The sequence below is a fragment of the Pseudomonas sp. FH1 genome (genome assembly GCF_000510895.2).
GTDB lineage: Bacteria > Pseudomonadota > Gammaproteobacteria > Pseudomonadales > Pseudomonadaceae > Aquipseudomonas > Aquipseudomonas azotoformans_A.
The window spans coordinates 104,194-129,140 of record NZ_AOHM01000021.1 but is presented as its reverse complement, the minus strand read 5'-3'; the positions used below and the strand labels follow the sequence as shown (position 1 = coordinate 129,140).

At 60.6% G+C, this 24,947-nt stretch carries 22 protein-coding genes and 4 tRNA genes; 10 read left to right on the top strand and 16 right to left on the bottom strand.

Translation table 11 applies throughout. The annotated features are described in order from the left end of the window. Positions 1-13: 13 nt before the first annotated feature. The 3 genes from H096_RS08685 to H096_RS08675 all read right to left on the bottom strand — a co-directional run bounded on the left by H096_RS08685 (position 14) and on the right by H096_RS08675 (position 2,074). The gene (locus tag H096_RS08685) at positions 14-1,597 is read right to left on the bottom strand and encodes a BCCT family transporter (RefSeq protein WP_033897687.1); all 1,584 of its coding nucleotides are present in this window, start codon (positions 1,595-1,597) and stop codon (positions 14-16) included. 305 nt (positions 1,598-1,902) lie between these two features. Continuing rightward, a tRNA-Asp gene (locus tag H096_RS08680) sits at positions 1,903-1,979 on the bottom strand. Positions 1,980-1,998: 19 nt separating this feature from the next. Then, a tRNA-Val gene (locus H096_RS08675) sits at positions 1,999-2,074 on the bottom strand. A gap of 200 nt (positions 2,075-2,274) precedes the next feature. Here H096_RS08675 and H096_RS08670 point away from each other — a divergent pair. The 3 genes from H096_RS08670 to H096_RS08660 all read left to right on the top strand — a co-directional run bounded on the left by H096_RS08670 (position 2,275) and on the right by H096_RS08660 (position 6,282). Continuing rightward, on the top strand, positions 2,275-2,793 hold the full coding sequence (locus tag H096_RS08670; protein ID WP_033897686.1) for a sigma-70 family RNA polymerase sigma factor: 519 nt from the start codon (positions 2,275-2,277) through the stop codon (positions 2,791-2,793). 6 nt (positions 2,794-2,799) lie between these two features. Further along, positions 2,800-3,771, top strand: coding sequence for a FecR family protein (locus H096_RS08665; RefSeq protein ID WP_033897685.1), 972 nt, complete (start codon positions 2,800-2,802; stop codon positions 3,769-3,771). A gap of 78 nt (positions 3,772-3,849) precedes the next feature. After that, complete coding sequence (locus H096_RS08660) at positions 3,850-6,282, top strand: TonB-dependent siderophore receptor (protein ID WP_033897684.1); 2,433 nt, start codon at positions 3,850-3,852, stop codon at positions 6,280-6,282. A 142-nt stretch (positions 6,283-6,424) separates the two neighbouring features. On the opposite strand, the gene H096_RS08655 is transcribed toward H096_RS08660, so the two are convergent. Beyond that, positions 6,425-6,501: transfer RNA gene (locus H096_RS08655), tRNA-Asp, on the bottom strand. A 19-nt stretch (positions 6,502-6,520) separates the two neighbouring features. Further along, positions 6,521-6,596, bottom strand: a tRNA-Val gene (locus H096_RS08650). Positions 6,597-6,755: 159 nt separating this feature from the next. Between H096_RS08650 and rdgC the strand changes: the two genes are divergently transcribed. The 3 genes from rdgC to sugE all read left to right on the top strand — a co-directional run bounded on the left by rdgC (position 6,756) and on the right by sugE (position 9,221). After that, positions 6,756-7,676: a recombination-associated protein RdgC gene (gene rdgC / locus H096_RS08645; protein WP_010211632.1), complete on the top strand. Its 921-nt coding sequence runs from the start codon at positions 6,756-6,758 to the stop codon at positions 7,674-7,676. A 159-nt stretch (positions 7,677-7,835) separates the two neighbouring features. Then, positions 7,836-8,801 carry a bile acid:sodium symporter family protein gene (locus tag H096_RS08640; RefSeq protein ID WP_033897683.1) on the top strand — a complete coding sequence of 322 codons (966 nt, stop codon included), beginning with the start codon at positions 7,836-7,838 and terminating at the stop codon, positions 8,799-8,801. 105 nt (positions 8,802-8,906) lie between these two features. Further along, a complete protein-coding gene (gene sugE, locus H096_RS08635) occupies positions 8,907-9,221 on the top strand; it encodes a quaternary ammonium compound efflux SMR transporter SugE (RefSeq protein ID WP_033897682.1) in 315 nt (104 codons plus the stop codon). A 52-nt stretch (positions 9,222-9,273) separates the two neighbouring features. On the opposite strand, the gene H096_RS08630 is transcribed toward sugE, so the two are convergent. The 4 genes from H096_RS08630 to H096_RS08615 form a co-directional block, all read right to left on the bottom strand. Continuing rightward, positions 9,274-11,148 carry an MFS transporter gene (locus H096_RS08630; RefSeq protein ID WP_033897681.1) on the bottom strand — a complete coding sequence of 625 codons (1,875 nt, stop codon included), beginning with the start codon at positions 11,146-11,148 and terminating at the stop codon, positions 9,274-9,276. A 67-nt stretch (positions 11,149-11,215) separates the two neighbouring features. After that, positions 11,216-12,364: a TDT family transporter gene (locus H096_RS08625; RefSeq protein ID WP_033897680.1), complete on the bottom strand. Its 1,149-nt coding sequence runs from the start codon at positions 12,362-12,364 to the stop codon at positions 11,216-11,218. A 107-nt stretch (positions 12,365-12,471) separates the two neighbouring features. Further along, complete coding sequence (locus H096_RS08620; protein ID WP_033897679.1) at positions 12,472-12,783, bottom strand: cupin domain-containing protein; 312 nt, start codon at positions 12,781-12,783, stop codon at positions 12,472-12,474. A gap of 45 nt (positions 12,784-12,828) precedes the next feature. Further along, positions 12,829-14,022: an MFS transporter gene (locus H096_RS08615; protein WP_033897678.1), complete on the bottom strand. Its 1,194-nt coding sequence runs from the start codon at positions 14,020-14,022 to the stop codon at positions 12,829-12,831. Positions 14,023-14,113: 91 nt separating this feature from the next. Between H096_RS08615 and H096_RS08610 the strand changes: the two genes are divergently transcribed. Continuing rightward, the gene (locus H096_RS08610) at positions 14,114-14,662 is read left to right on the top strand and encodes a TetR/AcrR family transcriptional regulator (protein ID WP_033897677.1); all 549 of its coding nucleotides are present in this window, start codon (positions 14,114-14,116) and stop codon (positions 14,660-14,662) included. Between the two features lie 45 nt (positions 14,663-14,707). Here H096_RS08610 and H096_RS08605 read toward each other — a convergent pair whose 3' ends face one another. The 4 genes from H096_RS08605 to H096_RS08590 form a co-directional block, all read right to left on the bottom strand. Next, positions 14,708-15,487 (bottom strand): ABC transporter permease, encoded by a 780-nt coding sequence (locus tag H096_RS08605; RefSeq protein WP_012723134.1) that lies wholly within the window; start codon positions 15,485-15,487, stop codon positions 14,708-14,710. Continuing rightward, positions 15,484-16,416 (bottom strand): ABC transporter ATP-binding protein, encoded by a 933-nt coding sequence (locus H096_RS08600; RefSeq protein WP_017737219.1) that lies wholly within the window; start codon positions 16,414-16,416, stop codon positions 15,484-15,486. The genes H096_RS08605 and H096_RS08600 overlap by 4 nt, the downstream gene beginning before the upstream one ends. Positions 16,417-16,550: 134 nt before the next feature. Then, positions 16,551-17,168, bottom strand: a complete 618-nt coding sequence (locus H096_RS08595; RefSeq protein WP_033897707.1) for a glutathione S-transferase — start codon at positions 17,166-17,168, stop codon at positions 16,551-16,553. A 57-nt stretch (positions 17,169-17,225) separates the two neighbouring features. Beyond that, on the bottom strand, positions 17,226-17,885 hold the full coding sequence (locus H096_RS08590) for a transglutaminase family protein (protein ID WP_033897676.1): 660 nt from the start codon (positions 17,883-17,885) through the stop codon (positions 17,226-17,228). Positions 17,886-18,043: 158 nt separating this feature from the next. Here H096_RS08590 and H096_RS08585 point away from each other — a divergent pair, with 158 nt between their 5' ends. After that, entirely contained in the window at positions 18,044-20,491 is a 2,448-nt protein-coding gene (locus tag H096_RS08585; protein ID WP_033897675.1) for an acyl-CoA dehydrogenase, read from the top strand. Positions 20,492-20,566: 75 nt separating this feature from the next. Further along, positions 20,567-20,974, top strand: a complete 408-nt coding sequence (locus tag H096_RS08580) for a PA2817 family protein (protein ID WP_016979513.1) — start codon at positions 20,567-20,569, stop codon at positions 20,972-20,974. Here H096_RS08580 and H096_RS08575 read toward each other — a convergent pair whose 3' ends face one another. Next, positions 20,975-21,919, bottom strand: coding sequence for a LysR family transcriptional regulator (locus H096_RS08575; protein WP_033897674.1), 945 nt, complete (start codon positions 21,917-21,919; stop codon positions 20,975-20,977). It abuts the gene before it with no gap. 89 nt (positions 21,920-22,008) lie between these two features. On the opposite strand from H096_RS08575, the gene H096_RS08570 reads away from it, so the two are divergent. Further along, positions 22,009-22,635, top strand: a complete 627-nt coding sequence (locus H096_RS08570; RefSeq protein ID WP_033897706.1) for a serine-tRNA(Ala) deacylase AlaX — start codon at positions 22,009-22,011, stop codon at positions 22,633-22,635. Here the strand turns inward: H096_RS08570 and H096_RS08565 are convergent. Next, entirely contained in the window at positions 22,632-24,206 is a 1,575-nt protein-coding gene (locus tag H096_RS08565; protein ID WP_033897673.1) for an alkaline phosphatase D family protein, read from the bottom strand. The two genes, H096_RS08570 and H096_RS08565, sit on opposite strands and share 4 nt — an antisense overlap. Next, positions 24,203-24,757, bottom strand: a complete 555-nt coding sequence (locus tag H096_RS08560; protein WP_033897672.1) for a GNAT family protein — start codon at positions 24,755-24,757, stop codon at positions 24,203-24,205. The genes H096_RS08565 and H096_RS08560 overlap by 4 nt, the downstream gene beginning before the upstream one ends. Positions 24,758-24,947: the final 190 nt, after the last annotated feature.

Here is a 24,947-nt window from a genome sequence, read left to right as displayed (position 1 = left end):
GCGGTTCAATCGATCAGCGGGCGAAATCCGGCACCGGGCTGGCGCCGCGCAGTTCCGTCTCGGGGGTCCGCTGAAGGCGTTTCACGTCCAGCAATGCGGGGTTTTTCAACCAGAAGATCAGCGAGGTACTGGCCAGCAACACCAGGATCATGCCCGGCAGGCCGCCGAGGTTGGAGAGCATCTTCACGCCGTCGATGCCGACGAATGAGACCATCACCCACGACACCGAGCCGATGATCACGCCCCAGACGATCTTCAACAGCGGATTGCCGTCCAGGTCGGAATCGGCGGTCACGCCTTTGCTGCACAGGTTGGCGATCACATCGGTGCTGGAGTCGGCGGCGGTGACAAAGGAGATGAACGCCACGAACAGCAGGAACGCGATCATCAGGCCGCTCGCCGGCAGTTGCTGGAACATCTGGTACAACACGTGCTCCACCCCCTGCTCGTTCAGCACACGGTTGAGGCTGCCGTCGCCCAGCGCATCGAAGTACAGGCTGGTGCCGGAGAAGATGCAGATCCACACCGCCGTGAACAACGCCGGGTAGAGCATGTTGATATGGATGAATTCACGCACCGTGTAGCCGCGGCCGATCTTGCCGAGGAACAGCGCGCTGACCGGCGCCCAGGCAAACCACACCGACCAGTAGAACACCGTCCAGCTGTGCGGCCAGGTGTCGCCACTGGCGGCGCCGGTGAACAGGCTGCGGCTGAAGAAGGTGTCGAGGTACACGCCCAGGGACTCGACGCCGAGGCTGAACATGTACAGGGTCGGCCCGCACAGCAGCACAAACAGCCCCAGGGCCAGCATGATCCAGGTGTTGAACGAGGACAGCATCACAATGCCTTTCTGCAGACCGCTGGCGGCCGAGGCGACAAAGGTGATGACGATGATCGCAATGATGATGGCCAGGCGAAACGGCGTGGTTTCACCGCCGATGTACTGGGCCAGGCCGCCGGCCAGGGTCAACGCGCCTGTGCCCAGGGACGAGGCCATGCCGGCCACCAGGGCGAACATCGCCAGGGTGTCGATCAGCCCGGCATAGCGCCGGACCCGCGCTTCGCCCAGCAACGGTTCAAGCATGGCGCCGATGGAGAAATTACTGCGACGGTTGTAAAACACCAACGCAAACACCAACGAGGGCACCAGGTAGATGGCGTAAGGCGTGATGGTCCAGTGCAGGAACATCGTCGACATGGCAAAGCTCTTCGCCGCCGAACTGCCCGCCTCGATCGGCAGGCTGGTGGGTGGGCCGTACAGGTGGTAAAGCGGTTCGGCGGTGGTCCAGAACAGCACGCCCACCGCCAGGGTGGTGCACAGCGCCACCATGAACCAGCGCCATTTGCTCAGCAGAGGCTGGGCATCTTCACCGCCGATACGCACCTTGCCCAGTGCAGAGAAGTAGACGACAGCGGTCAGCACCACCATGGCAAACGAGCCGGCACTGAACAGCCATGAGAAGTTTTTCAGGATCAGGTTGTTGAGCTGTTTGCTGACCGCAAGGAACGCATTCAGGTCGACGTAGCTGGCGATCACCGCCGCCAGCAGGATCAGGAACGTTGGCCAGAACACCAACGGACGCAGTGGATATTTCATAGAGAGCCATTCCCCTTGCAGACTATTTTTATGTTGGAGAGCGAGCCCCCGCAGCATCCTGCTGCCGGTCACTCGCCTGGAAGTCTTCGCGTGGCTATAGATAAACGTTTAAGCGACCGAGGGCGCAATCAACCAATGTGCATGGGGGTATTCCCCCACGTCATGACGCACCCGTACAGTTCAGGACGAATAAGCAGTGCACACTGGCAGGGCATAAGAAGAAGAAATCGCAGACGAAAAAAAGCCCGCTCAATGAGCGGGCTTCTTGTGGTGACCTGGCGTTCAGTGGTCCAGGTTACCGAATATGGCGCAGCGGACGGGACTCGAACCCGCGACCCCCGGCGTGACAGGCCGGTATTCTAACCGACTGAACTACCGCTGCGCGTAACACATGAAGCGAATGGTGGGTGATGACGGGATCGAACCGCCGACATTCTGCTTGTAAGGCAGACGCTCTCCCAGCTGAGCTAATCACCCTTCGTTTCGGTGTGGGCGGCATCATACACCAAAAATCCGCAATGTCTTGATTTAAATGCAATTTATTTGAAATATTTTCTCAGGCGCGACAAAACCCAGCAAAAACGGGCTTCTACGCCTTCAAACGCGAGTCTATTGCGTTTACCCGGCCCTTGGCTGCACAATTAAAAACCATTCTCAATAACACTTGAGCCACGCCTATGTCTGTGGGTGAACCGCCCTTCCAACGGGAAATTACCCAGCTCTACAGCGAGCATCATGGCTGGCTGCTCACCTGGCTAAGACGCAAGCTGGGCTGTCGACAGAATGCCGCCGACCTGGCGCAGGACACGTTTGCACGCATCTTGAACGCGCGTGAATCCGTCGCCGGCATTCGCGAACCCCGCGCGTATTTGAGCACCACCGCCCGGCGGCTGCTCATCGACCAGGCGCGGCGCAGGCAGATTGAACAGGCTTACCTGCAAGAATTGGCATTGACGGTGGATTCGCTTGAAGGGTTCCAATCCCCGGAGCAAATCCACACCACCCTTGAAGCCCTCGAACAGATCGCCTTTATCCTCGAAGGCATGCACGCGTACTCGCGCCAGGCCTTCGTGCTGTATTACCTCGAGGACTTGACTCAGCAACAGATCGCTCGGCAGCTCAAGTTGTCGGAACGCACCGTGCGCAAGTACCTGATCCAGGCGCTTATGCATTGCAGCCACAGCATGGACACCTGATCGAGCATGTCGGACGTCGAAGAACAAGCCGCCGAATGGCTGCTGCGCCTGCACGACGGCGAATGGGACGAGGCCCAGCAGCAGGCGTTCGAGCGCTGGAAGCAACAAGGCCCGCATCACGCCGCAGCCGCCGCACGCATGGAAACTATGGTTTCGCGCATGCAGGCCTTGCGCGGTAAAAAAGCCCCTGCCCGCGCCGCATTGAATGCGGCCTTTGCACAGCCGAAAACCCGTCGCAGCAAGCACGCCCTGCGCGCGCTGGTATTGGCGTGCAGCCTGGCGATCCCAGCAGCGGCCTTGTTGATCAGCCCCTATCCGCGGCAGTGGATGGCCGATGTACGAAATGGCCCGAGCCAATGGCAAACCCTGCAACTGGCGGACGGTTCGACACTGACCCTCAATGGCATCAGCGCAGCGAACCTGCACTTTGATAGCCAGCAGCGCCGTATCGAACTGTTGCAAGGTGAAATCCTGGTGGAAGTCGCCCACGACAGCACCCGGCCGTTTGTCGTGCAGACCCCGCAAGGAACGCTGCGTGCGCTGGGCACGCGGTTCGTGGTCAAGCGCGAAGGTGATGTCACGGTGCTGAGCATGCTCCAGTCGCGCGTGGCGGCACAAAGCGCGAACGGCCAGCAGACACTGGAAGTCGAGGCAGGGTCGCGAGCCCTGATGCACGCGAACCAAGTGCGCCTGGCCGGCACTGTTGATCCGAGCAGCATCAACGAAGCCTGGCGCCGCCATCAATTGGTGGTGGAGAACCAGCCCTTGCCCGACGTGCTCGACGAAATCGCCCGGCATCGCAGCGGCCGTGTGCAGTTCGATCGCGCCGCACTGCAAAGCCTGCGCGTGTCTGCCGTAATCCCGTTGGATAACAGCGACCGCGCCTTGCGATTACTCGCGCAAACGCTGCCGATCCGGGTGCAGTCCTACACTCCATGGCTGATCGTGGTTGGCCCCGAGCCAGCATCCAATAAATAATTATTCGCATTTGCTTCCGGTTTTTTCGAGGCTGCCCGTCAAGGAAGGTAATTCGACACATAAAGGACTGCCTTCACCATGCACACCCCTTCCTACCCACGCGGACGCTTTCGGCTACTGAAAAGTGCACCGCTTTCCTTGGCCCTGTTCACTGCCGGCACCTTGAACATCGGCCTGGCCCAGGCGGACGCCTTCAGCGTCGCCGCCCAGTCCTATGACATCCCCGCCGGACCGCTGGGCAGTTCGCTCAACCGCTTCGCCCAGCAGGCCGGTGTGGCCATCGTGTTCCAGTCCCACGAACTGGAGGGCCTCAAAGGCCCAGGCTTGAAAGGCAATTACGGGATTCAGGACGGGTTTGACAGGTTGCTGGAAGGCAGCGGCTACCGCGCCGTGCAAGGCGTTCAGGGATACGCCCTGCAACCCGCCCCCATCGCTGGCAATGGCACCATGGAACTGAGCCCGACCGCCGTCACCGCCAACCAGCTGGGCAACGTCACCGAAGGCACCGGCTCCTACACACCCGGCACTATCGCGACCTCCACACGCCTGGTGCTGACGCCCAAGGAAACCCCGCAGTCCGTGAGCGTTGTCACCCGCCAGCACATGGATGACTTCGGCCTGAACAACGTCGACGACGTGATGCGCCACACGCCCGGCATCACCGTTTCCGCCTTCGACACCGAGCGTACCAACTACTATGCCCGGGGCTTTTCGATCAATAACTTCCAGTACGACGGCATCCCTTCGACCGCACGCAACGTCGCTTACTCGGCGGGCAACACCCTGAGCGACATGGCGATCTACGACCGTGTCGAAGTGCTCAAGGGCGCCACCGGCCTGCTCACGGGCGCAGGCTCATTGGGCGCGACGATCAACCTGGTGCGCAAGAAACCCACCGCAGACTTCCAGGGCCACGCAACCCTCGGCGCCGGTTCGTGGGACAACTACCGCAGCGAGCTGGATGTCAGCGGCCCCATGACCGAAAGCGGCAACGTGCGTGGCCGCGCCGTGGCGGCCTATCAGGACAAGCATTCGTTCATGGACCACTACTCGCGCAAGAGCCCGACGTACTACGGCATCATGGAGTTCGACCTGTCACCCGATACCCTGCTGACCGTCGGCGGCGATTACCAGGACACCTTGCCGAAGGGCTCGTCGTGGTCGGGCAGTTTCCCGCTGATCAACTCCAAGGGCGACCGCAACAGCGTCAAGCGCTCGTTCAACAACGCCGCGGACTGGAGCAGTTGGGAGCAATACACTCGAACCGTCTTTGCCATGCTCGAACACGACCTGGGCAATGGCTGGGTCACCAAGCTGCAACTGGATCACAAGATCAACGGCTATCACGCGCTCATGGGCTCGATCCAGGGCGACCAACCGCAGCCGGATGGCACCGCGCAACTCACCTCGGGTAAATACACCGGGGAAACCGTCAGCGACTCGGCCGACTTGTACGTCAGCGGCCCATTCAACCTCGGCGGGCGCGAACATGAGCTGGTGCTGGGTGGCTCCATCAGCGCGTCGGAGTGGAAAGGCAAAGGCTACTGGAACCTCTCCCCCAATATCGTCGACTTCAATAACTGGCACGGCCACGCCACGATACCGGACTGGGGCAAGGCGCAATCGCTTACCGATGACACGGTGCGCCAGACCGGTGCCTACGTGACCACGCGACTGAACCTCGCCGATGACCTCAAGCTGCTGCTGGGCGGGCGCGTGGTCAACTACCAGGTCACGGGCTACAACCCCAATTACCGCGAGTCCGGACGTTTCGTCCCGTACATCGGCGCCGTGTACGACCTCAACGACACCTATGCGGTCTACGCCAGTTACACCGACATCTTCATGCCACAGGAAAACTACAACCGCGATCGCGACAACAAGCTGCTGGAACCGGATGAAGGCCAGAACTGGGAACTGGGCGTGAAAGCCGATTTCCTCGATGGCCGGGTGAACGCCAGCGCGGCGTACTTTGAAATCCATGAGTCAAATCGCGCGCTCTCCGACGACGAATACAACAACCAGACACCGATCCCGAACAACTACGCCTATAAAAGCAGCAAGGCCGTCACCAAGGGTTATGAACTGGAGATGTCCGGCGAGATTGCCCCCGGCTGGCAACTCCAGGCCGGCTACACCCATAAGGTGGTGCGCGACGACAAGGACGTGAAGATCTCCACCTTCGAACCCGAAGACCAGGTCAAGCTGTTCACCACCTACAAACTCAAGGGCAACCTGGACAAACTGACCGTCGGCGGTGGTGTGCGTTGGCAAAGCGTGGGTTGGCAGGACATCTACAACTCACCGAAGGGTGGGTATGAAGAGTTTTCCCAGGATGCTTATTGGCTGGTGGATCTGATGACCAAGTATCAGGTCAGCAAAAACCTGTCGGCGACGCTGAACGTCAACAATATCTTCGACAAGCACTACTACACCAACATCGGCTTCTATAACTCGGCCGCTTACGGTGAGCCGCGCAACTTCATGGTCACCACTCGCTGGGATTTCTGATTGCCCCATAAAAAACGCCGCCGATCATCGGAAATGATCGGCGGCGTTTTTTTGGTTTTGCAAACCCCAGACAGCAAAAAGCCCGCTCATTGAGCGGGCTTCCTGTGGTGACCTGGCGTTCAGTGTTCCAGGTTACCGAATATGGCGCAGCGGACGGGACTCGAACCCGCGACCCCCGGCGTGACAGGCCGGTATTCTAACCGACTGAACTACCGCTGCGCGTAACACATGAAGCGAATGGTGGGTGATGACGGGATCGAACCGCCGACATTCTGCTTGTAAGGCAGACGCTCTCCCAGCTGAGCTAATCACCCTTCGTTTCGGTGTGGCGCGCATTCTACGGAGCGACCTTAAGTCTGGCAAGCACTTTCTGAAATCTTTTTTTTGATAGCTTCCAATGGCTTAGGCAGGGTTGGCCTGGGACGTTATCAAGAGAATAATGCCCCCCTTTGTATAAAGGAGAGACTCACCCCATGTGGTTCAAGAACCTGCTTATCTATCGCCTGACCCAAGATCTGCCTGTTGATGCCGAGGCGTTGGAAGCGGCCATGGCCACCAAACTGGCGCGCCCTTGCGCAAGCCAGGAATTGACCACTTACGGTTTCGTCGCGCCTTTTGGTAAAGGTGAAGACGCTCCTCTGGTTCACGTCAGCGGTGATTTCCTGCTGATTGCCGCGCGCAAGGAAGAACGCATCCTGCCGGGCAGCGTAGTGCGTGACGCACTGAAAGAGAAAGTCGAAGAAATCGAGGCCGAGCAAATGCGCAAGGTCTATAAGAAGGAACGCGACCAGATCAAGGATGAAATCATCCAGGCCTTCCTGCCACGCGCCTTTATCCGTCGCTCGTCGACCTTCGCCGCCATCGCGCCGAAACAGGGCCTGATCCTGGTGAACTCGGCCAGCCCGAAACGCGCCGAAGACCTGCTGTCGACCCTGCGGGAAGTGATCGGCACCCTGCCGGTTCGCCCACTCACCGTGAAAACCGCGCCCACCGCAATCATGACCGATTGGGTCACCACCCAGAAGCCAGCCGATGACTTCTTCGTCCTCGACGAATGCGAGCTGCGCGACACCCACGAAGACGGCGGCATCGTGCGTTGCAAGCGCCAGGACCTGACCGGCGAAGAGATCCAACTGCACCTGACCACCGGCAAAGTCGTGACCCAATTGTCCCTGGCCTGGCAGGACAAGCTGTCCTTCATGCTCGACGACAAGATGACCGTCAAGCGCCTGAAGTTCGAAGACCTGCTGCAAGACCAGGCGGAACAGGACGGCGGCGACGAGGCCCTGGGTCAACTGGATGCGAGCTTCACACTGATGATGCTGACGTTCGGCGATTTCATCCCGGCGCTGGTTGAAGCACTGGGCGGTGAAGAGACACCACAGGGCATTTAACGCTTTGTGAAGATCAAACTGTGGGAGCGGGCTTGCTCGCGAACACGGTGTGCCAGTCACTGAATATGTTGACTGATCCACCGCATTCGCGAGCAAGCCCGCTCCCACATTTGGATCCGGTTTGCACTCCGACTACCTCTCTAATAAAAGGACATCCCCATGCGCGCACTCGCCGCCTTGAGCCGCTTCGTCGGCAATACCTTCGCCTACTGGGTATTGATCTTTGCCGTCGTCGCCTTCCTCGAACCCCACTGGTTCATCGGCCTGAAAAGCGCCATTGTCCCGCTGCTGGGCCTGGTGATGTTCGGCATGGGGCTGACCCTCAAACTCGATGACTTCGCCGAGGTCGCCCGCCATCCGTGGCGGGTGGCCCTGGGCGTGGTCGCGCACTTCGTGATCATGCCGGGCGTGGCGTGGTTGCTGTGCCAGGCGTTCCACCTGCCGCCGGAAATCGCCGTCGGTGTGATCCTGGTCGGTTGCTGCCCAAGCGGTACCTCATCCAACGTGATGACCTGGTTGGCCCGTGGCGACCTGGCGCTGTCGGTGGCCATCGCCGCCGTCACCACCCTCCTCGCCCCGCTGCTCACCCCGGCGCTTATTTGGCTGCTGGCGTCGGCCTGGCTGCCGGTGTCGTTCATGGAATTGTTCTGGTCGATCCTGCAAGTGGTGCTGCTGCCGATCGTGCTCGGCGTACTGGCGCAACGTCTGCTCGGTGAACGGGTACGCCATGCGGTGGATGTGTTGCCGCTGGTGTCGGTGGTGAGCATCGTGATCATCGTCGCGGCGGTGGTAGCGGCGAGCCAGGCGAAGATTGCCGAGTCGGGTCTGTTGATCATGGCGGTGGTGATGCTGCACAACAGCTTTGGTTACCTGCTGGGTTACTTCACCGGCCGCGTGTTCAAGCTGCCATTGGCACAGCGCAAGTCGCTGGCGCTGGAAGTGGGCATGCAGAACTCCGGGCTGGGCGCCGCCTTGGCCAGCGCGCACTTTTCGCCATTGGCGGCAGTGCCGAGTGCGTTGTTCAGCGTCTGGCACAATATTTCCGGGGCGTTGCTGTCGACCTACTTCCGCCGCATGAGCGAAAAGGAAGACCGTCGCGTGCTGGAGAACACCCCGCAAACTTGATCAGCCGAGCACTTTTCGGCACTCTACCGAGCTGCGCGGGGACGACCCCGCGACACTTCAAGCGGCTAATCCGGGGACGACCCCACCTAACGTTAGGAGGTCATCATGTCCTGGATCATTCTGTTTTTCGCGGGTCTGTTTGAAGTCGGCTGGGCCGTCGGACTGAAGTACACCGATGGTTTCAGCAAGCCGTTGCCCACGGCTTTGACGATTACCGCCATGGCCGTCAGCCTCGGCCTGCTGGGGCTGGCGATGAAGGAACTGCCGCTGGGCACGGCCTATGCCATCTGGACCGGCGTGGGCGCCGTGGGCACCGTGATTGCCGGGATCATCCTGTTTGGGGAGTCCATGGCGTTGTTCCGGCTGGCCAGCGTGGCGCTGATCATTTGTGGGCTGATTGGCCTGAAAATCTCCACATAACCCTTGCGGGCGATGGCGGCCTGAAAATCGCCATCGCCCGCAAGCCGGGTGCCTACAGAACAGTGCCGCGTAGCTGGGTGACTTTTTCCTGTAGCTGCGCAGGAGTGGCAGCGTCTGCCGCCACCGGCTCACCCGCCACCAATACCACCCGCGACCAGATGCGATGGAAGAAGCCCTTCTTCGGATCGCGACTGAAGAAACTCCCCCACAACCCCTGCAACGCCATCGGAATCACCGGCACCGCCGTCTCTTCCAGAATCCGCGTCACACCCCCGCGAAACTCATTCATCTCGCCATCGGCGGTCAACTTGCCCTCAGGGAAGATGCACACCAACTCGCCTTCTTTCAGGTACTGAGCAATCCGTGTGAAAGCCTTTTCGTAGATCTGGATATCTTCATGGCGCCCGGCAATCGGAATCGCCCCGGCGGTGCGGAAGATAAAGTTCAGCACCGGCAAACGGTAGATCTTGTAGTAGGTGACAAAGCGAATCGGCCGACGCACCGCGCCGCCGATCAACAGCGCATCGACAAACGACACGTGGTTGCACACCAGCAACGCCGCGCCTTCATCCGGGATCGCCTCCAGGTTGCGGTGCTCCACGCGGTACATGGAATGGCTGAGCAGCCAGATCATGAAACGCATGGTGAACTCGGGAACGATCTTGAAGATGTAGGTGTTGACCGCGATGTTGAGCAGCGACACCACCAGGAACAACTCGGGAATCGACAGCTTGGCCACACTGAGCAACAGGATCGACACGATGGCCGAGACCACCATGAACAGTGCATTGAGGATGTTGTTGGCCGCAATCACCCGCGCCCGCTCATTCTCGGCGGTACGCGACTGAATCAGCGCGTACAGCGGCACAATATAAAAGCCGCCAAACACGCCCAGGCCAAGAATATCGAACAGCACCCACCAGGCCTGGCCGTAGCTGAGCACGGCGAGCCAGTCGTTGGCCTGCACGTTCTGCGGGAAGCCGCCGGAGTGCCACCACAGCAGCAGGCCAAACACGGTCAGGCCGAATGAACCGAACGGCACCAGGCCGATTTCCACCTTACGCCCGGAGAGTTTTTCGCAGAGCATCGAGCCGAGCGCGATACCCACCGAGAACACGGTGAGGATCAGCGTCACCACGGTTTCGTCACCGTACAACCATTCCTTGGCGTAGGCCGGGATCTGCGTCAGGTAGATCGCACCGACGAACCAGAACCACGAGTTACCAACGATGGAACGCGAAACGGCGGGCGTCTGCCCCAGCCCCAGACGCAAGGTGGCCCAGGACTCGCTGAAGATGTTCCAGTTCAGGCGCAACCCAGGGGTCGACGCCGCCGCCCGTGGAATGCTGCGGCTGGCCAGGTAACCCAGCACCGCCACGCCGACGATCGCTACGGACACCACCGGCGCGTAATGGGTGGACGACATCATGATCCCGGCGCCAATGGTGCCGGCCAGGATCGCCAGGAACGTGCCCATCTCCACCAGGCCGTTACCGCCCACCAACTCATCTTCGTGCAAAGCCTGAGGCATGATCGAGTACTTCACCGGCCCGAACAGCGCCGAGTGGGTGCCCATGGCAAACAGCGCCAGCAGCATCAGTTCCAGGTGATTGGTGAGGAAGCCCGTCGCCCCCACGGCCATGATCACGATCTCACCGATCTTGATCGCGCGGATCAACGCGTCCTTGTTGAATTTCTCGCCAAACTGCCCGGCCAGGGCCGAAAACAGGAAGAACGGCAGGATAAACAGCAACGCGCAGAGGTTGACCCAGATCGAGCGGTCACCGTCGATGGTGAGCTTGTAGAGAATGGCGAGGATCAGCGATTGCTTGAAGATGTTGTCGTTGAACGCGCCCAGCAACTGGGTGATGAAAAACGGCAGGAAACGCCGTGTGCGCAGCAAAGTGAATTGCGAGGGGTGGCTCATCGTCCGTGTTCCTGCGTGGCCTATTTTTTTGTAAAAGCATTCAGGCCACGACTTTACCTAATCCGGCTTACTTATTCCCTAGTCCCGCAATGCAAGGTGAAACAAAAAGCTCACCTTTATAAGCCCCCTGCACCGTGCGCTTGGCCACGATCAGCCACATCAGCGCCAATGCCACTACCAGCACACTGCCGAATACGCTGAAGAAACCCAGGTGCAACAGGCTCGCCAGCTTCAATGTGGCCAGGGCGTACACACCCAATGGGAAGGTAAAGCCCCACCACCCCAGGTTGAACGGAATACCGGCGCGCAGGTAACGCAAGGTGATCAAGACCGCGATCAGCATCCACCACAGACCGAAGCCCCACAGGGTAATGCCCGCCACCAGCCCCAGGCCGTTGGCCATTTCGCCGACACCCGGCAAACCATTGGCCGCGAAAATCGCCGGCGCGTCGCCCCCCAGCAACAGCATGCCCAGCGCCCCGGTGCCAATGGGGCCCAACGCCAGCCAGCTCGACGCGGCCATATTGGCGTGGGGCAGTTTATGCAGGGCCATGCGCAGCATCAGGATAGTGAGGATGCTGAACGCCACCGGCAGGGAAAACGCCCACAGCACGTAGCTGGTCACCAGCATCACCAGTTGCGAATGAGCATCTGCCAGGTGTGGTGCGAGCAGGCCACCGCTGGCGGCGGCGACTTCGGCAGCCACCACCGGCAATAGCCAGACGGCGGTCATCTGGTCGATGCTGTGTTCCTGGCGGGTGAACATCATGAACGGGATCAGCACACCGCAGGCCAGCGCCATGGCCACATCCAGCCACCACAGCGCTTCAGCCAGAGGGATCACGTCGCTGCCCCAACGCGGCAGGCCGAACAACAGCAGGCCATTGAGAATGGTCGCCAGCCCCATGGGAATTGTGCCGAAGAACATCGACACCGTGGAGTGCCCGAAAATCCGCCGCGCCTCATGGAAAAACATCACCCAACGGGCCGCGTACAACCCGCTGAACAGCACAAACAGGCCGATGGTGAAGAGCCACAGTGCTTCGGCAATCGCGTGCAAGCCAGGCAAATTGAACGGCAGTTGCGCCAACGCCAACGCAAGCACGCCGGTACCCATGGTGGCGGCAAACCAGTTCGGGGTGAACTGGCGGATCACTTCCCGTGGACGGGTCAAGTGACTGAAGGGTTTGTAGCTGATGGTATTCGAGCAGGTCATGATGGCAATCCTCGTCCTCGTTTGAGGTTGAGACCATGGTAGAACCATATCGAATATCTATATAACGGGTAATGTCTCTATCTGTTATCTGTTTTGCCAATATAGCGTCAAACACTGCCTTCGCTTTCAATCACCAGGATACGCGCCGGGCCCTGAGGGTGAGCCACGTGCTCGGTGCCGACGCTGGCGTAGAAGATGTCGCCGACGCCCAGTTCCGCCACCTGTTCGAAGCCATTGTCGCGATAGTGCATCTGCACCCGGCCATCGAGCACCACAAACACTTCTTCACCGTCATTGATGTGCCAGCGGTACGGCTGGTCGGTCCAGTGCAGGCGCGTGGTGATGCCGTTCATGTTGGCGATATCCAGCGCCTCCCAGGCCCGGCTGCCGGTGAAGTCCTTGCTGCGGATGATCTTCATGCTTGCCTCTCGGTCAGGCGAATACGAGGCACCGATTATTACCCATCAGCCGCCTGTCGTCGCCCTGGCCCGTGCCGAATCCTGCATCAGCAGACCGACCAGCGCCCCCAGGGCCAACAGGATCAGCACCGCGCCGTAGCCATCCGTGGTCACGATCAGGCCATACACGTGGCTCAAGTTACCCGCCAGCAGCGCCGGCAAGCAGAACGCCAGGTAGCTCAGCACGTAGAAAGCCGACATCAATCCAGCCCGTTCGTGAGGCAACGCCAGGCCCACAATGCTGCGGACACTGCCCATGAATCCGCCGCCAAAGCCGAAGCCGGCGATCACACTGGCGGCAAAGAACAGCACCAGGCTGGCGCTCTGCACGGCGACCAGCAGCAAGGCCACGCCCACCGCCAACAGCACGGCCGACAGGCGCATGACCTTGTCCGCCGGGCGATCCCGCAGGCTGTAGATCATCACCGCACCGCTCAAGGTGACCACGGCCACCAACCCGCCGCCGATCAGGTGCGAGGTCGAGCCGGTCGCCGCCCGCACCAGCGAAGGTGCCAGGGAGGAAAAGAACCCGCCGAGTGCCCACACCGCCACATTCAACGGCATCGCCAGCCACAGGGCCCGGCGTGCCTGTTCAGGCACGTGCAGGGTCGGTGCCAGGGATTTCAACGCACCTGGAATCCGGCTGACCGTTTCCGGCAAACGCCATACATACAGCGCCTGCGCCACCATCAAGGCGAGCATCGCCAGATAAATCAGCTGGGTTGGCCGGGGCGCATATTCCACCAGCAAACCACTGCCCAGGCCGCCACTGGCCATGCCCAACAAAGGCGCCAGGCTATTGAGCATGGGGCCGCGCAGGCGATCGGTATCGAGCAGCGTCGCGCTCAGCACCGCCGTGGCCATGCCGGTCGCAAAGCCTTGCAACGCACGGGCGGCGATGAGGTAAGCGGTGCTGTCGGCGTTGATAAACAGCAGCATCGCCAGAATGTTCAGCAGCAATGCCGTGAAGATCACCGGCTTGCGTCCCAGGTGATCCGACAACGAACCCACGGTCAGCAATGCCGCCAGCAGGCTCACGGCGTAGACGCCGAATATCACCGTAAGCATTGCCGCCGAAAAGTGCAGGTTGTCCTGATACACCTGATACAGCGGCGTCGGCGCGCTGGACGCGGCGAGGAAGGTCAACACCGCGACCACCAGGAAGGCCAGGTTGGCACGGTGTGAAGGAGTACTGGACATGGGCACGCTCCGCTAAAGCTAATATTTTGCTTTTGCAGAGTGTGCTACTGGAAAGCGCTTAAAGCAAATTCTTTGTGTTAAGGTTTTGTGCATGGCGATCAAAGAAGGCCTTCGCCCGGGAGGCCGCAGTGCCCGGGTCCAAGAATCAGTGCATAACGCCGCGCGCGAACTGCTGGAAGCCCATGAGCGCTCCAGCGTGACCGTGCCGATGATTGCTGCACGCGCGGGCGTTACGCCCTCCACCATCTACCGACGCTGGGGCGACCTCGCCGCCCTGCTCGCCGATGTGGCGTTGGAACGCCTGCGCCCGGACAGCGAGCCGGCCAACACCGGTAGCCTGCGCGGTGACCTGCGCGCCTGGGGCGAACAATACCTGGATGAAATGAGCTCCGACCTGGGCCGCAACATGATGCGCGACGTGCAGTGCAGTCATCCCAGGGACTACTGCAGCCACATTCTGATGGGCCAGTTGCAGGTCATCCTCGACCGCTATCAGAGCAGCGTCGACGTGTTGCCAAGCCTGGATCGCCTGCTGAACCTGATCGCGGCCCCCACGGTGTATCGCAGCCTGTTTTCCAGCGCACCGTTGCCGGTTGAAGAGCTGCATGAACTGATCGATCTGGCCCTGCTCGGCACCTAAAAAAAACGGCCTCAATTGAGGCCGTTTTTTATTGCGGGTCGTCGCTTACGTACGCATCCCACGTCCACTCACCAGCAGCTTCGCGCAGCCAATGTACAGCACCACCGTCGCCACCAGCATGAAGGTGATTGCCACGCTGATCTTGATGTCCGACACCCCCAGAATGCCGTAGCGGAAGGCGTTGACCATGTGCAGCACCGGGTTGGCCAGCGACACGGTCTGCCAGAACGGCGGCAGCAGGGTAATGGAGTAGAACACCCCGCCCAGGTAGGTCAGCGGCGTCAGCACGAAGGTCGGGATGATCGAAATATCATCGAAGTTGCGCGCAAACACGGCGTTGATGAAGCCCAGCAGCGAGAAAATCGTCGCCGTCAGTACCACCACCAAAATGGTGACCCCGAGGTGATGCACCTGCAGGTGGGTGAAGAACAGCGACAGCAGGGTCACGATCACGCCCACCATCAAGCCACGCAGCACACCACCCAGGGTGTAGCCGATCAGGATGGTATGGGGTGACACCGGCGACACCATCAGTTCTTCGATGGAGCGCTGGAACTTGCTGCCGAAAAAACTCGAGACCACGTTGCCGTAGGAGTTGGTGATCACCGACATCATGATCAGGCCCGGCACGATGTACTCCATGTAGGTGAAGCCACCCATGTCGCCAATCTGGCGGCCAATCAGGTTACCGAAGATCACGAAGTACAGGACCATGGTGATCGCCGGCGGCAGCAGGGTCTGCGGCCAGATCCGGGTAAAGCGTTTCACTTCGCGATAGACGATGGTTTGCAGCGCGACGAGGTTGGGTTGCAGTTCGGAACTCATACCGCCACCTTCGCCAGATTTTTCTCCACCAGGGACACGAACAACTCCTCAAGGCGATTGGTTTTGTTGCGCAGGCTCAGCACTTCGATGTTCTGGGTCGCCAACTGCGTGAACAACGCGGTGATGCCCATGGCCTTGTCCACCTGCACTTCCAGGGTATGGCTGTCCACCAGGCGACTCGGGTAACCGAGCAGTTGCGGCGGCGCCGACAGGTTGTTTTTCAGGTCGAGCAAAAAGGTTTCCACATGCAACTGACCCAGCAGGTTACGCATGCTGGTGTTCTCGACGATGGTGCCGTGGTCGATGATGCCGATGTTGCGGCACAGCTGCTCAGCCTCTTCCAGGTAGTGGGTGGTGAGGATGATGGTGATGCCCTTCTCGTTCAGCTCGGTGAGGAAAGTCCACATCGAGCGACGCAGTTCGATGTCCACGCCGGCAGTGGGCTCATCAAGGATCAGCAAGCGCGGCTCATGCACCAATGCGCGGGCGATCATCAGGCGGCGCTTCATGCCGCCAGACAGCGAACGCGAAGGCACGTCGCGCTTGTCCCACAGGCCCAGTTGGGTCAGGTACTGCTCGGCGCGTTCCTTGGCGATCTTCGCCGGGATGCCGTAATAACCGGCCTGGGTCACGACGATGTCGAAGGTCTTTTCGAACTGGTTGAAGTTGAATTCCTGGGGCACCACGCCGATGGAACGCTTGAGCGCCGCCGGGGATTTGTCCAGGTCATGGCCAAAGATATTCACCGTGCCGCTGGTCTTGTTGACAAGGGTCGAGAGGATACCGATGGTGGTGGATTTGCCGGCGCCGTTGGGGCCGAGCAAGGCGAAGAAGTCACCTTCGGCAACGTCCAGATCGATACCACTCAGGGCCTGGAAACCGTTGCCGTAGGTTTTGGTTAGCTGCCGGATGGACAGAGCGGAACTCATATCGGATTACGCACCAAAGAAGGGAATAGAAAGAGTAGATGAGGGCGCAGCCCAGGTAGTTCAACGGCGGCGCATGACAAGCATGGTGCTTGCCCGCGCCGCACAAGTACAGTCACCCGTATTAATAGTGGGTATTAAGTCAACGCAGTCATGACCGCTTTGCGGTAGACCGGACGTTGTTGCAGGCGCGCATACCAGGCCTCTAGATGGGGCATCGCAGGCCGTTCGATGGGCATTTCGAACCAGGCGTAGATAAAGCTGCCCAGGGGAATATCGCCCATGCCGATCTCGTCGCCCGACAGATACGGCTGTGTAGCCAGCGCTTCATCAACGGTCTTGAGCACATCAATACAGGCCTGGCGACCGGCGTGGATGTTGTCCCAGTTCTGTTTGTCCGCCGGGGTGCGCAGCACGCCCCAGAACACAATCTTGAACGGTTCGGCGAAAGTCGACGTGGTCCAATCCATCCACTTTTCAGCGTTGGCCCGGGCTTTCACCTCGGTCGGATACCAGCTGGACGCCTGCTTGGCGCAGAGGTAGCGCACGATGGTATTCGACTCCCACAACACGAAGTCGCCGTCTTCGATCATCGGCACCCGGCCATTGGGGTTCAATGCCCGATACTGCGGCGTGTCGACCACACCAAAAGCCCCGCCCGCATCAATTGCTTCATAGTCCAGGCCGAGTTCCTCGGCGCACCACAGTGCCTTCCTGACGTTTGATGAATTTTTACGACCCCAGATTTTCAGCATGACCGCGCCTTTCTTGTGGATGAACATGGCTGGATGAAGGCAGCAGCATACGCCGGTTCACGCGCGGCTCAAATCGCTCTGCATGTCGCCGAGTAACGGCGGCAGGTCGTCGGCAAACAGATGCGGGTAAGACTGCTGAATATGGGCGAAGAAAAAGGCCTCGGGCACGTCAGGAAATTGCCCGTGGTCGACCACGTATTCCATCGAACGCTGGCCTTGGCGGTTGAACGCGTGGAAAACGCTGTCGTGAAGGCCGTCGAACTCCAGCGGCGGCACATCGAATACATCGCACAGTTGCTGGTTGAACGCAGGCGTGGCCTTGACCCAGCGATCATTCAGGTAAAGCTCGGTATAGCCGTGCATGGCGAACACATCACTCTTGAGCAGCGCGATCAGACGCGGCGTCGACAGATGATTGCGCACATCCGCCAGGCCGATGCGCGCCGGGATCCCGCAATGGCGGGCGCAGGCGGCAAGTAACGTGGCCTTGGGCACGCAATAGCTTTCGCCGGCGGCCAGGGCGAAGCTGGCACTCAATGTGTCTGGATCGCGGCTAAAGGTGTAGGGGTTATAGCGAATCGCCTCACGCACGGCGTAGTAGAGGCTGACTGACTGGTCACTAAAATCCCTACGGGTTCCACGGTGTTTTTCGGCGAACTCCACCACCGCAGGGTGGTCACTATCGATGAAGCGGCTGGGACTCAGGTAGGTATCCATGAGCTTTATCTCCGAAGGAAGCTTGGAGTCTAACCACAGGCCTGCCGGGGAGATAACGACGAATCGGCCAAATCTCGTTACACCCTGATCACCCCGCTTGTTCGGATGCCGACTAAGCTCCCTGGTGGTTTCGCCCCTGGTTTCACGGAGGATTGAATATGCTGTTGTTGTGGATACTGGTGCTGGTGGTCGGCATTGCCTACCTCGCACACCGCCGCGTCGCGCCCCTGCCCGCCCTCGGCGTGGTTGCCGTCTACCTGCTGGCGATGGGCGCCTGGAGCCACGCACCGGGTTGGCTGCTGCTGATCTTCTGGGTGTTGATCGCCGTGGTGGCCGCGCCCCTGCTGCTGCCCGACCTGCGCCGCCAATACTTCACCAAGCCACTGTTCAGCTGGTTCCAGAAAGTCCTGCCGCCGATGTCCGAGACCGAGCGCGACGCCATCGACGCCGGCACCGTGTGGTGGGACGGCGAACTCTTCAGCGGTCGCCCGGACTGGGACAAGTTGCTGGCCTACCCCAAGGCCCAGCTGACCGAAGAAGAACAGGCGTTTATCGACGGCCCGACCGAAGAACTCTGCGCCATGGTCAGCGACTGGGAAATCGGCCAGGCCATGGACCTGCCGCCCGCGGCCTGGGAGCACATCAAGACCCATGGCTTCTTCGCCCTGATCATCCCCAAGGAATATGGCGGCAAGGGCTTCTCTGCCTACGCGCATTCCCAGGTTGCGATGAAACTCGCCACCCGCAGCGGTGACCTGGCCTCCACCGTGATGGTGCCCAACTCCCTTGGCCCCGCCGAACTGCTGCTGCACTACGGCACCGAAGAACAACGCAACCACTACCTGCCGCGCCTGGCCCGTGGCGATGACATCCCCTGCTTCGCATTGACGGGCCCACTGGCCGGCTCCGATGCAGGCGCCATGCCCGACACCGGCGTTATCTGCAAAGGTGAATGGGAAGGCAAGGAAACCCTCGGCCTGCGCCTCAACTGGGAAAAACGCTACATCACCCTCGGCCCGGTCGCGACCCTGCTCGGTCTGGCCTTCAAGGCCCATGACCCGGACCACCTGCTGGGTGAAGAAGAAGACCTGGGCATCAGCCTGGCGCTGATCCCCACCGATACCCCCGGCGTAGAAATCGGCCGTCGCCACCTGCCTCTGGGCGCCGCTTTCATGAACGGCCCCAACTCCGGCAAGGATGTATTCATCCCGCTTGAGTTCCTGATCGGCGGCCAGGAAATGCTCGGTAAAGGCTGGATGATGTTGATGAACTGCCTCTCCGTGGGCCGTTCGATCTCCCTGCCTGCGGTCGGCACTGGCGCGGCCAAGTTCACCAGCCTGGTGACCGGCCAATACGCCCAGGTGCGCGAACAATTCAATGTGCCCCTGTCGGCCTTCGAGGGCATCCAGGAAGCCTTGGCGCGTATCGGCGGCAACGCCTGGCTGATGGACAGCGCACGCATGCTCACCGCCAACGCCGTGGACCTGGGAGAAAAACCCTCGGTGCTGTCGGCCATTCTCAAGTACCACCTCACCGAGCGTGGCCGCGAGTGCATCAGCCACGCCATGGACGTGCACGGCGGCAAGGGCATCATCATGGGCCCGAACAACTACCTGGGTCGCAACTGGCAAGGTGCGCCGATCTTCATCACCGTAGAAGGCGCGAACATCCTGTCGCGCAACCTGATGATCTTCGGCCAGGGCGCGATCCGCTGCCATCCGTTCGTACTCAAGGAAATGGCCCTGGCCGGTCGCGAAGACCATGACCAGGCGCTGAAGGAGTTCGACGGGCTGCTGATGCAACACATCGGTTTCGCCGTGAGCAACGCCGCCAGTACGTTGGTGCTGAACCTCGGTGTCGGTCATTTCGAGAAGGCCCCAGGCAACCGCTTGAGCCAGGGGTACTTCCGCGCACTCAACCGCCAGGCGGCCGCGTTCGCGCTGCTGGCTGACCTGAGCATGATGCTGCTGGGTGGCGAGTTGAAGCGTCGCGAACGCCTGTCGGCACGCCTGGGTGATGTATTGAGCCATATGTACCTGGCGTCAGCCGCCCTCAAGCGTTATCACGACCTGGATTCGCCGGATCATCTGGAACCCCTGTTCGCCTGGGCCATGGAAGAAAGCCTTGGCGAATCGGAGCGTGCGCTGGATGAACTGCTGAGCAACTTCCCGAACAAGGTACTGGGCTGCCTGCTGCGGTTGATCGTGTTCCCGTTCGGCCGTCGCCATACCGGGCCGTCGGATGCGCTGGATGCCGAAGTGGCCGCAGTGATCGGCCGTGCCAAGGGTGACCCGACCCTGGAAGAGTTGCTGGCCGGCTGCTATCGCCCGCAATCGGCGGAAGATCCGGTGGGCGCCTTGCAGCATGCCTACGACCTGCTCGGCGCCAGCCATCCGCTGCAGAAAAAACTGCACACCGCGCTCAAAAGCGGCCAGGTCAAACCGAGCGCCGGGGAGCATGCCATCGACGCGGCGCTGCACGCAGGCGTCTTGCAACCGGCCGAGGCGCAAACCCTGCGTGACGCCGAAGCAGCGCGGCGCAAGGTGATCGACGTGGATGATTTCAGCAAGGAAGAGCTGACCCAGGCCGAGGGTAAAGTCCGCTGAGTCGAGCGGTCATATAAATACGGGCGCGAGAGCTATATACTCTCGCGCCCGTTTTTGCTTTAGAGGACTTATCTCGTGTCCAACGTCGTTGCCGATCATCTCGTCTTGCTCGACCACCTGCGCAGCATCCTGGTTGCCGTCGGCGAAGCCGAACAGGTGCCCGAGGAAAGCCATTCATTGTTCCTGGAGCGCTTCGACGAATTGCGCGCCCTGCTGCCGATCGACCCGATCGAAAGCCAGTACCTGGGCCAGGACCTGATGAGCCAGGTCATTCTGCGTTACCCGCAAATCGCCCATCTGGTCCCGCGCGACCTGCTGTGGTTCTTTGGCGGTGACTGCCTGCACTTCATGCCTGACGAAGAACTGGACCTGTACCAGGCCCTGGAAGAGCGTCGCTTCGAAGCCGAACAGAACGACGAACCGTTCGACTGGAACCAGGAAAAGCAGCTGCTGGCCATGCCGGTTGACCAGAGCAAGCACTGATCAGCGACCAGGAATGGGCCGACGCAATGTCGGCTCCTTCGCCATGCACGCCACCAGATAATCAATAAACACCCGCAACTTCGGCGGCAAGTACCGCGTGGGCGAATGCAGCAACCACGCCTCGCCATGGTAGGACGCAATAAAATCCCACGCCGGCAACACCTGCACCAACCGCCCCTCCTCCAACGCATGCCGCGCCGTGAAGTACGGCAAACTGCCAATCCCCACGTGCTGCAACACCGCATCCAGCCGAACCCCGGTGTGGTTCGCCGCATAACGCCCGCGCACCGCCACCGTCACTGCCTTGCCGGCCTGGCGGAATTTCCAGCGCGAGTCTCCGGGTGTCTCCCCGAGGTAGATGCAACTGTGCGCCAGCAGATCATGGGGGTGCTCCGGCGTCCCGTGTTCAGCCAAGTACTGCGGCGTCGCGCACAACAGATGCTCGATGGGCAATAACTGCCGCCCCACCAACCCCGGCGGTGGGCTGTCAGTGATGCGGATACTCAGGTCGACATTGTCATCAATCATGTCCACCTGCCGATCCTCCAGGATCAACTGCACATCCACCTTGGGATACCGCCGTAGAAACTCCGGCATATGCGGATGCACCACAAACCGCCCCACCGCCTTGGGCACACTGACCCGCACCAACCCTTCGGCTTCATGGGTGAACTGGCCGCTGATCTCCATCACCGAGCGCGCCGCGCTGACCATCTCCTGGCAACGCTTGAACACCTCTTCCCCGCCTTCACTCAAGCGCAACTTGCGCGTGGTGCGTTGCAACAAGCGCGTAGCCAAAGCTTTTTCCAGACGCGAGATACTGCGGCTCACCGAAGAAGGCGAAGCGCCCATCTGCCGGGCGGCTTCGGAGAAACTGCCGGTTTCCACCACTTTGACGAAAATCGCCATCTCGCCCAGCAGCGGCAAAGGAAGATTGATGCTCATGGTGCACAGGTCCATTGATAATTGAGCGGATTATCACCTATCCACGCACTATTTATACTGCGCGCAGAACCCTGATGCGGATGTAGATGATGACCGAGCGCCTGTTTTTTACCCACGACCACCTGACTGCCGAGCTGGAAGTATTGAGTTGCACCCCCCACGAGGAGCAGTTTGCAGTCATCCTGCAGTCGACGATTTTTCACCCCCAGGGCGGTGGGCAACCTTTCGATACAGGCTGGCTGGGTGAAAGCACTGTGCTGCGCGTCACCCAGGAAGCCGATCGCGTGGTGCACTACGTCGACCGGCCACTGGAGCCAGGTCTGATTACCGCGCGGGTCGATGCGCAGCGTCGTACTCTACACACCCGACTGCATTCCGCCGGGCACTTGATTGGCAACGCAGGCGAAACCCTGGGCTGGATGCCGATCAAGGCCCATCACTGGCCAGGCGAAGGCAAGATCACCTTCATCCGTGGCGAAGCGGCGCAAGCCATGGACGCCGAGGCGATCCAACAACAGGTCAACCAATGGATCGCCGCAGACTACCCGCGCCACATGAACCTGGAAGACGGCACCCGCGAAGTCGGCTTTGGCGAATTGCCCGCGTATGCCTGCGGCGGCACCCACGTGCAGGCACTGAGCGAGCTGGGCCAGGTGACTATCCTGGCCTTGTCAGAGAAAAAAGGCGCGCTGTCCGTGCGCTACGAACTCAATTAAACCTCAATCGCCCCCGCCCGCCCTGGTTCCACCACAAACGACTTGAGGGTCGACACCGTGGCCATCGGGTCGCGAGGGTCGGTAATCACCCGCAGGTTCGTGAGCATCCTGCCCTCCTCCACCTCCACCGACACATACCCTCGCTGGCGACTGTCGAAAAATTTTACATGGGGGTTGAGTGGCAGCAGCTTGCTGAACGCAGCAAAAGGCGGCCCGTCAGACGTCACCGACGTACCGACGAATTCCGTAGCCACCACCCGCGAATCCGGGTTGTTGGCATCGGCGTGCAAATCCGTGACCCAGAACGAATGGATATCGCCGCCCCAGAACACCGGGTTGTTGACGCGATTGCGCTCAATGGACGCCAGCATCCGTGAGCGGTTGGCCATGTAGCCATCCCACCCGTCGGTCCAGCGTCCCGGCTTGTGATCGGTCAGGTCACGCTGGGTCAGCGGCGCTACCAGCAGGTCCTGGGCGATGACGTTCCACTGCGCTTTCGACTGGGCAAACCCCTGGTCCAGCCAAGCCTCTTGCTGCCAACCGAGCATGGTGCGGCCAGGGTCGCGCAAGTCGTGACAGAGGTTATCGGCGATATGTCCCTGGTGGCTGCCACTCGCCGGAATGCACGGTTGTTCGGAACGGTATTGCCGACCGTCCAGCACGTGGAAACGGGCCAGTCGACCGTAGTCCAGGCGCCGATAAATACGCATGTCCGGCCCTTTCGGCAAACTGCTGGCACGCAGCGGCATATGTTCGTAGTAAGCCTGGTAGGCGGCCGCACGCTGCTGCAGGAATTGCCCGACCGGAATCTTCGGGTCCTGGGACCAGCGGTTGGCGTAGTCGTTCTGCACTTCGTGATCGTCCCAGGTCGCCACGCTCGGTGCAGCAGCGTGCAGGGCCTGTAGATCCGGGTCGGTTTTGTACAGGGCATAGCGGTTGCGATAGTCGCTCAGGCTCACCGCATTGCCGCTGCCGTGGGGGCGGATGATCTTGCCCGAATCCGCCGCGTAGGAACTGTCGTAGATGTAGTCGCCGAGAAAGAACACCAGGTCGGGCTGTTCCTCTGCCAGGTGGCGATAGGCACTGAAATAGCCGCGCTCCCAGTGGGAGCACGAGACAAACCCCAGGCGTGCCGACACCATGGCATGCACCGCAGGCGCCGTGCGCGACTGCCCCACCGGGCTTTGCGCGCCCAGCCCTTCGAACTGATACCAATACGGCCGGCCCGCCTCCAACCCCGCGACTTCCACATGCACCGAATGGCCCCAGCGCTCGCTGGCCATGACTTCGCCCTGGCGCACCACGCGGGTCATCGCGGCATCGCTGGCGACCCGCCAACGCACGGGCACGGAACGGCTCAAGCCGCCCCGGCCATCCACGGCATTGAACAACGGCGCCAGGCGCGTCCAGATCACAAACCCATCGGGCAACGGGTCCCCGGAAGCCACGCCGAGGGTGAACGGATAATCCACGCCGGCACTGCGCGTAAACGGACTGAGGATCGAAAACGTGGTGGCAACCGCCAGCCCGGCAAGCACCCGGCGTCGGCCATGATCAACCTCGCCACTCACAGCCGAAACTCCCAATCCTCTCGCAGCGTGGCGAACACCAGCATGTCTTCATGCACGCCGTTCTTGAAGAACGCCCCGCGCAGGCAGCCTTCGTACTGCAGACCGATTTTCTCCATGACCCGTGCCGACTCTTTGTTGCGACTGAAACACTGGCTGCCCACGCGATGCAGGCCGAGTTCGGCAAAGCCGTAGTCCATCAGTGCACGCGCCGCTTCTGCCGCGTAGCCCTGGTTGCGCGCGTCCGCCGCCACCCAACCGCCCAGGTGTCCGTAGAGGTGATCCGGTTTGATGCGCAGGCTGACGATGCCGATCAGCTCGCCGCTGTCACGCCGATGCATGCCCAGACTCAACAGGTGAGCCGAGTGAAATTTCTCCTGCATGCCATCGATGAAATCCTGCGCGATTTCGAGGGTGTAGGGCGAAGGAATACTCGCTGTGTTGTCGGCGATTTTCGGGCCGTTGGCGAGGGCGCACAACGTCTCGGCCTGGTGGTTTTGCAGTGCGCGCATTAACAGTCGCGGCGTGGATATCTGTGGCAGTTCACGGCTCATTCCCAGGGGCCCTCGATGTAAAGTTTTTGAGAATGCCCCTGGCGCATGTCAATTCTGTTACGTCACAAAAATGTCTTTAGAATCGCCTGAAAGACTTGTCCTAGAGCCCTCAAAACGTCAATTAAAGTTAACCAATCGGTCATTTTTGGTTGTTAGCGTGTCGCCCCTAATTCAATAACGGGGTAGCGGA

Excerpts from the sequence above, each read along its gene's own strand:
- H096_RS08685 (WP_033897687.1), bottom strand. The coding sequence starts at position 1,597 with ATGAAATATCCACTGCGTCCGTTGGTGTTCTGGCCAACGTTCCTGATC.
- H096_RS08670 (WP_033897686.1), top strand. The coding sequence starts at position 2,275 with ATGTCTGTGGGTGAACCGCCCTTCCAACGGGAAATTACCCAGCTCTAC.
- H096_RS08665 (WP_033897685.1), top strand. The coding sequence starts at position 2,800 with ATGTCGGACGTCGAAGAACAAGCCGCCGAATGGCTGCTGCGCCTGCAC.
- H096_RS08660 (WP_033897684.1), top strand. The coding sequence starts at position 3,850 with ATGCACACCCCTTCCTACCCACGCGGACGCTTTCGGCTACTGAAAAGT.
- rdgC (WP_010211632.1), top strand. The coding sequence starts at position 6,756 with ATGTGGTTCAAGAACCTGCTTATCTATCGCCTGACCCAAGATCTGCCT.
- H096_RS08640 (WP_033897683.1), top strand. The coding sequence starts at position 7,836 with ATGCGCGCACTCGCCGCCTTGAGCCGCTTCGTCGGCAATACCTTCGCC.
- sugE (WP_033897682.1), top strand. The coding sequence starts at position 8,907 with ATGTCCTGGATCATTCTGTTTTTCGCGGGTCTGTTTGAAGTCGGCTGG.
- H096_RS08630 (WP_033897681.1), bottom strand. The coding sequence starts at position 11,148 with ATGAGCCACCCCTCGCAATTCACTTTGCTGCGCACACGGCGTTTCCTG.
- H096_RS08625 (WP_033897680.1), bottom strand. The coding sequence starts at position 12,364 with ATGACCTGCTCGAATACCATCAGCTACAAACCCTTCAGTCACTTGACC.
- H096_RS08620 (WP_033897679.1), bottom strand. The coding sequence starts at position 12,783 with ATGAAGATCATCCGCAGCAAGGACTTCACCGGCAGCCGGGCCTGGGAG.
- H096_RS08615 (WP_033897678.1), bottom strand. The coding sequence starts at position 14,022 with ATGTCCAGTACTCCTTCACACCGTGCCAACCTGGCCTTCCTGGTGGTC.
- H096_RS08610 (WP_033897677.1), top strand. The coding sequence starts at position 14,114 with ATGGCGATCAAAGAAGGCCTTCGCCCGGGAGGCCGCAGTGCCCGGGTC.
- H096_RS08605 (WP_012723134.1), bottom strand. The coding sequence starts at position 15,487 with ATGAGTTCCGAACTGCAACCCAACCTCGTCGCGCTGCAAACCATCGTC.
- H096_RS08600 (WP_017737219.1), bottom strand. The coding sequence starts at position 16,416 with ATGAGTTCCGCTCTGTCCATCCGGCAGCTAACCAAAACCTACGGCAAC.
- H096_RS08595 (WP_033897707.1), bottom strand. The coding sequence starts at position 17,168 with ATGCTGAAAATCTGGGGTCGTAAAAATTCATCAAACGTCAGGAAGGCA.
- H096_RS08590 (WP_033897676.1), bottom strand. The coding sequence starts at position 17,885 with ATGGATACCTACCTGAGTCCCAGCCGCTTCATCGATAGTGACCACCCT.
- H096_RS08585 (WP_033897675.1), top strand. The coding sequence starts at position 18,044 with ATGCTGTTGTTGTGGATACTGGTGCTGGTGGTCGGCATTGCCTACCTC.
- H096_RS08575 (WP_033897674.1), bottom strand. The coding sequence starts at position 21,919 with ATGAGCATCAATCTTCCTTTGCCGCTGCTGGGCGAGATGGCGATTTTC.
- H096_RS08570 (WP_033897706.1), top strand. The coding sequence starts at position 22,009 with ATGACCGAGCGCCTGTTTTTTACCCACGACCACCTGACTGCCGAGCTG.
- H096_RS08560 (WP_033897672.1), bottom strand. The coding sequence starts at position 24,757 with ATGAGCCGTGAACTGCCACAGATATCCACGCCGCGACTGTTAATGCGC.